At 69.1% G+C, this 5,436-nt stretch carries 7 protein-coding genes; 1 reads left to right on the forward strand and 6 read right to left on the reverse strand.

Translation table 11 applies throughout. From position 1 onward, the window contains the following. From RMO04_RS18835 to RMO04_RS18845, 3 genes are all read right to left on the reverse strand, one after another. On the reverse strand, positions 1 to 674 hold a 674-nt coding region (locus RMO04_RS18835; protein WP_309646304.1), incomplete at its 3' end, for a sterol desaturase family protein. A 2-nt stretch (positions 675 to 676) separates the two neighbouring features. Then, positions 677 to 1,069, reverse strand: coding sequence for a hypothetical protein (locus RMO04_RS18840; RefSeq protein ID WP_309646305.1), 393 nt, complete (start codon positions 1,067 to 1,069; stop codon positions 677 to 679). 48 nt (positions 1,070 to 1,117) lie between these two features. Beyond that, positions 1,118 to 2,404 carry an MFS transporter gene (locus tag RMO04_RS18845; protein WP_309646306.1) on the reverse strand — a complete coding sequence of 429 codons (1,287 nt, stop codon included), beginning with the start codon at positions 2,402 to 2,404 and terminating at the stop codon, positions 1,118 to 1,120. 106 nt (positions 2,405 to 2,510) lie between these two features. On the opposite strand from RMO04_RS18845, the gene RMO04_RS18850 reads away from it, so the two are divergent. After that, positions 2,511 to 2,906: a nuclear transport factor 2 family protein gene (locus tag RMO04_RS18850; protein ID WP_309646307.1), complete on the forward strand. Its 396-nt coding sequence runs from the start codon at positions 2,511 to 2,513 to the stop codon at positions 2,904 to 2,906. Here the strand turns inward: RMO04_RS18850 and RMO04_RS18855 are convergent. From RMO04_RS18855 to RMO04_RS18865, 3 genes are all read right to left on the reverse strand, one after another. After that, a complete protein-coding gene (locus tag RMO04_RS18855) occupies positions 2,903 to 4,153 on the reverse strand; it encodes an RNA polymerase sigma factor (protein WP_309646308.1) in 1,251 nt (416 codons plus the stop codon). The genes RMO04_RS18850 and RMO04_RS18855 overlap by 4 nt on opposite strands. Beyond that, positions 4,150 to 4,509 carry a YciI family protein gene (locus tag RMO04_RS18860; RefSeq protein ID WP_309646309.1) on the reverse strand — a complete coding sequence of 120 codons (360 nt, stop codon included), beginning with the start codon at positions 4,507 to 4,509 and terminating at the stop codon, positions 4,150 to 4,152. Before RMO04_RS18860 ends, RMO04_RS18855 begins: the two co-directional genes overlap by 4 nt. A gap of 119 nt (positions 4,510 to 4,628) precedes the next feature. Continuing rightward, positions 4,629 to 5,165 carry a porin family protein gene (locus RMO04_RS18865; protein ID WP_309646310.1) on the reverse strand — a complete coding sequence of 179 codons (537 nt, stop codon included), beginning with the start codon at positions 5,163 to 5,165 and terminating at the stop codon, positions 4,629 to 4,631. Between the last annotated feature and the right edge of the window lie 271 nt (positions 5,166 to 5,436).

The raw sequence follows: 5,436 nt of genomic DNA on the forward strand, positions 1-5,436 counted from the left end.
GGCTGGAAGGTGCCGAAGAGCTTGTCCCAGACGATCAGGATGCCGGCGTAGTTGCGGTCCAGATAGCGCGGGTTGCGGGCATGGTGGACGCGATGGTGGGAGGGGGTGTTGAACACCGCCTCGAACCAGCGGGGCATCCGGCCGATGGCCTCGGTGTGGATCCAGAACTGGTAGACCAGGCTGACCCCCTTCTGGATGGCGATCATCGCGGGTGGGAAGCCCAGGAAGGCCAGGGGCAGCCACAACGCCCAGGTGCCGGCGACGCCGCCGGTCCAGGTCTGACGCAGGGCGGTGGAGAGGTTGTAGTGCTGGGAGGAGTGGTGGTTGACGTGGGCCGCCCACCAGAACCGCCGCTCGTGGCTGAGCCGGTGGAACCAGTAGTAGGTCAGGTCCTCCAGCAGAAAAATCGCCACCCAGGCCCAGATCGCGGTCATGGGGATCTCGAACAGCCGGTGCTGATAGGCCCAGATCGTCAGGGCGAAGGGGATGCCGAAGGTGAGCAGGCCCGAGAGCGTGCTGCCCAGGCCCATGCCCAGGGACGACATGGTGTCCCGGGTCTCGTAGTTGGCCTTGCCGCGCTTCAGGCGGCCCAGGGCGATCTCCAGCACCACCGCCAGGACGAAAAACGGGATCGCCAAGGTGACGGGGTCGAAGGCGGCCTTGATCGGATCCATGCTCAGGCCGCCTCACGCGGGCTGGGGGGCCAGCTCTCCAAGGCCAGGCGCGCCAGGGGGGCCGAGACATCGGACAGGTCGAGCTTGACCACCCCGTCGCGGAAGGACGAGGACACGGCCTGGGCCCAGGGGATGTGGCGGGCGACATAGCCGTCGCCCAGCTCGAACAGGATCAGGGCCGAGGCGCCGGACCTCGCCAGCGCGCCGCGGCCGTCGGTGGCCACCCAGATGCGCTCCAGGGGCTTGCCGGGAAACTCGACGGCCAGGAGGCGGCGCGCGCGGGCGTCGTCCAGCGGCGTCAGGGGCTTGGCGATCTTGGCCCAGGCGGCCAGGCCCACCAGGGCCATCACCGCGGCGGCCGAGCCGGCCAGTTGAATCAGGAAACCCTTGTCCACGTGTGCGTCACTCCCCTGCCCTCAGGGTCGGACGTGGGGGCGGAGGCGTCAAGGCGTCGGAAAGTCGCTGAGTTTCGGCACCTTGGAGAAGGCGAACAGGCTGGCGACGATCACCAGCATCAGGGCGCCGGGGAAGAGCACCGCGATGTGAGGCCCGAAGGCGTGGGCCAGGAAGCCGTCGGCCAGGGCGCCCAGCGGCCCGCCGCCCATCAGGCCGAGGGTGAAGATCGACAGGACCCGGGCGCGGACAGCCTCGGGCGCGTGCTGCTGGACGAAGCTGCGGCCGAGCGTCATGGCCACCCCGCCGCCGAGACCCCAGGCGAAGTTGAACCCACAGAACACCCAGAACGGCACCTCCAGCGAGCAGAGCAGCAGGATCACGCCGCCGGTGGCGAGCGAGCTGAGATAGATCAGGCCCTTGCGGCGCAGGGGTCCGATGCGCACCAGGGCCACCGCCGAGACCATGCTGCCGATCCAGAAGCACATGCTGAACAGGCCCAGCGCCGCGGCGATCTCGGTCTTGCCGGGGCTGAGGACCTGGCCGTCGAAGTAGCTCTCGACGATCAGCGGCAGCAGGACGAAGAAGCTGCCCATGAAGCAAACGCCCATGGCCACGCCGCACAGCATGACCGGGGCGATGATCGGCGAGGCGAGGACGGCGGAGAATCCCTCGCGGATGTCGCGGCCGATGCCGGGCAGCAGGCCGCCTTCGCGGCGCGGCCGCACGTGGGCGGGACGCGGCGCGATGCGCATGGCCGCCAGGGTGGCCACCGCCATCAGCCCCGCCTGGCCCAACAGCAGCGGGCCGACACCGAGCAGGGGCGCGGTGGCGGCGCAGGCCATGCCGAGGATCTGGCCTCCGAACTGGGCCAGGGAGGCGTAGGCCACCGCGCCCTGCACCCCGATCCGGGCCGGGGCGACCAGGCTGAGCAGGCTGTCGCGGGCCGGGGTGGAGAAGGCCTGGGCGGTGCCGACCGTGAGCGCGTAGACGATGATCAGGCCGTAGGTGAGCACGCCCGCGCTCACCATGGTCCCCAGCGCCGCGAAGGTGAGGACGGCGAAGGCGCAGGCGACGACGACAATGGACTTGACCGGGACCCGGTCGGCGAGCGCGCCGCCCAGCAGGATGAACAGGGTGGTGGGAAGCTGGAGCGCCATCTGGGCCAGGCCGAAGCGGATCTCGCTTTCCTGCAGCACCACCCGCACCAGGTAGGGGAACAGCACGACCTGCACCCCGAAGGCCAGGAACCAGGCGCCATGGGCGAACAGGTACGGTGTGAAGCCGGTCGGGGGATCCGCCGGCGGGGCGGCGGTCGGGCTGGCTTGCGATGTCACGTGGAACTCCCCTTGCGCGGCAGGGTCTAGGACCCCGGCGCAAAGCGCAAGCGTGGCGGCGAGCGCGACTCTATGCTTGGCTCTCGCCGAACCCTGGAGATCTCCGATGCCCACCAACGCCCTCGACGGCTGGCACAGCTATATGAAGACGCAGGACCACGCCGCGCTGTGGGACCTGCTGCACCCCGACGCGGTGTTCGAGAGCCCCGTGGTGCACACCCCGCAGCGCGGGCGCGAGATCACCTTCAAGTACCTGGCGAGCGCGGGCGAAGTGCTGGGCGGTCCGGGGTTTCGCTACACCGGTGATTGGCGCAGCGACACCGGGGTGGTGCTGGAGTTCGAGAACGAGGTCGAGGGCATCAAGATCAACGGCGTCGACATCATCACTTTCAGCGACGACGGAGGCCTGATCGTCCACTTCAAGGTGATGGTCCGGCCGCTGAAGGCGATCAACCTGCTGCACCGGTTGATGGGCGAGCAGTTGGCGAAGGCGGCGGGCTAGGCGCCTTCGGCGGCGAGCTGGTCGAGGTGCAGGCGGATGTGGGCCGCCTCGGCGGCGGTGTTGGCGAGCGAGATGGCCCGATCGAAGGCCTGGCGCGCCTCCAGCGATTGGCCGAGCTGCTTGAGCAACGCGCCCTTGAGACCGAAGAAGTGGAAGTAGCCGGATAGCCGTTGTTCCAGCGGCGCGATCATGTCGAGGGCGGCGCGCGGGCCGGCGACCTTGGACACCGCCACGGCGCGGTTCAGGGTGACCACCGGCGACGGGGTCAGGACCTCGAGATTGGCGTACAGCAGATCGATCTGGACCCAGTCGGTGTCGTCGGCCGTGGCGGCGCGGGCGTGCAGGGCGGCGATGGCGGCCTGGACCTGATAGGGCCCTGGGGTGGCGTGACGCACGGCCTTGTCGATCAGGGCCAGGCCCTCGGCGATGTGTCGGGCGTTCCAGAGGCCGCGGTCCTGATCGGCCAGGAGGATCGCCATGCCCTCGGCGTCGAACCGGGCGTCGAACCGGGCGTGCTGGAGCAGCATCAGGGCCGCCAGGCCCATGATCTCGGGTTCGTCGGGGAACAGGCGCAGCAGTAGGCGGGCCAGACGGATGGCCTCGTCGCACAGCGGCGCGCGGCGTTCGGCCTCGTCGCCGCCGGCGGCCGAGTAACCCTCGTTGAACACCAGATAGATCATGGCCGACACCGCCTTGAGGCGCTGGGCGCGATCGGCGGCGCTGGGGTTCTCGAAGGCGACGCCGGCCTTGGCGATCCGGCCCTTGGCGCGGGTGATCCGCTGCTCCATGGCGCTTTCGCCGACGAGGAAGGCGCGGGCGATCTGATTAACCGACAGGCCCGAGACCACGCGCAAGGCCACGGCGATCTGCTGGGTCGCCGGCAGGTCGGGATGGCAGCAGATGAACAGGAGGCGGAGGATGTCGTCGCGGTAGTGGGCGCCGTCCAGGCGCTCGACCATGTCGGCCTCGGCGTCCTCCAGATCGGAGATGGCGGCCTCGTCGGGGAGTTCGGTCTGCTTGGCCCGGCGGCGAACGGCGTCGATGCCCGAGTTGCGGCCGACCAGGATCAGCCAGGAGGCGGGATCGCGGGGCGGGCCGTTCTGGGGCCAGGACTTGAGCGCCCGCAGGCAGGCGTCCTGGAAGGCCTCCTGGGCGGCGTCGAGATCGCGGAAATAGCGCAGCAGCGCGCCCATGGCCTGGGGCCGGGCGGCGGTGATGGCGGCGTCGATCCAACCGATGTCCATCATGGGATTGTCAGCATGTCGAGGGGGCGGATTTCATAGGCGCCGCGCCCCGGATTGGCGGCGGCGAGCTCGCGCGCCGTTTCGATGGCCTGGTCCAGATCGCGGCAATCGACGATGTAGAAGCCCAGAAGCTGCTCCTTGGTCTCGGCGTAGGGGCCGTCGAGCACCAGGTTCTTGCGGTTCTTGCGAACCGTGGTCGCCGTGGTGGTCGGCAGCAGCCGCGCGGTGGGGCCAAGCCGCCCTTCCCCCGCCAACCTGCGCTCAATCACCTCGATACGCGCCATGACCGCCCGGTCCTCGCCCTGGGTCATCGACCCGACGATATCCTCGCAGCTGTAGCAGAGTATCGCGTAGTGCATCGCCGCGCCTCATTTGTCCTAGGACGAACGAGACCCGACCGGCCCGACAACGCGACGACGAAAATCAGGATCAGGCCGGACGCGGCGGAGACGTCTTCGTCTCCGCCGGCCCAGATCGCTTAGAACTTGCGGACGTAGCCCACCGACCAGACATTGGCGTCGCCGCCGCCGTCGGTGAAGTCATAGCGGGTGTAGTCGGCCCGCACGCCGTTCTTGTCGTCGAGGAAGTACTGACCGCCGACGCCGTAGTTCCAGCTTTCGCCGTCATCGGCCGCCGAGGCCCCGGCCGCCGACGCCTTGATCTTCGACGTGCCGTAGCCGACGCGGGCGAAGAGGTCGGCCTGGGGCGAGACCGGCAGGTAGCCCACGCCGTAAATGGCGGCCTGGTGCTGCAGCTTCACGTCCACCGAGGTCCCGGCGACGTTGACGCTGTCTTCCTTCACGCCGGCGGCCAGTTCGCCCTCGACGCCGAGGTATTGGCCAAAGCGGGCGCCGACGCGGCCCTGGATCGCGCCCAGGTTCACATCGTCGATATTGGCGTTCGCATAGCCCAGCGAGCCGTAGACCGTGGTGGGGGAGAGGGACTGCGCCGAGGCGATGGCGGGGACGGCGAGGGTCAGGGCGGTCGTTGCCGCCAGGGTGATGAGAGACTTCATAGGTTACTCCAACTCTTTGGTTCAGCTCCCCAGCACCACCTAAGACGCCTCCAAACATGGCGGCCCTAGGTCAGTTCCCCAACATTCGGCGGAAACAATGTGGTGGGGGCGGAGGTGTGCCTCAGGGGGCACAGGTCGGCGCTCAGGGCGCTCCAGTTGAAGACCAGCGTTCGCGCGCAGTCACGGCATGGCCGGGGGATTTCCCCGGCCATGCCGCAGCAAGTCTTAGAACTTGCGGGTGTAGGCGACCGCCCAGACGTCGGCGTCGTCG

Source organism: Phenylobacterium sp. (assembly GCF_031412415.1).
Taxonomy (GTDB): domain Bacteria; phylum Pseudomonadota; class Alphaproteobacteria; order Caulobacterales; family Caulobacteraceae; genus Phenylobacterium.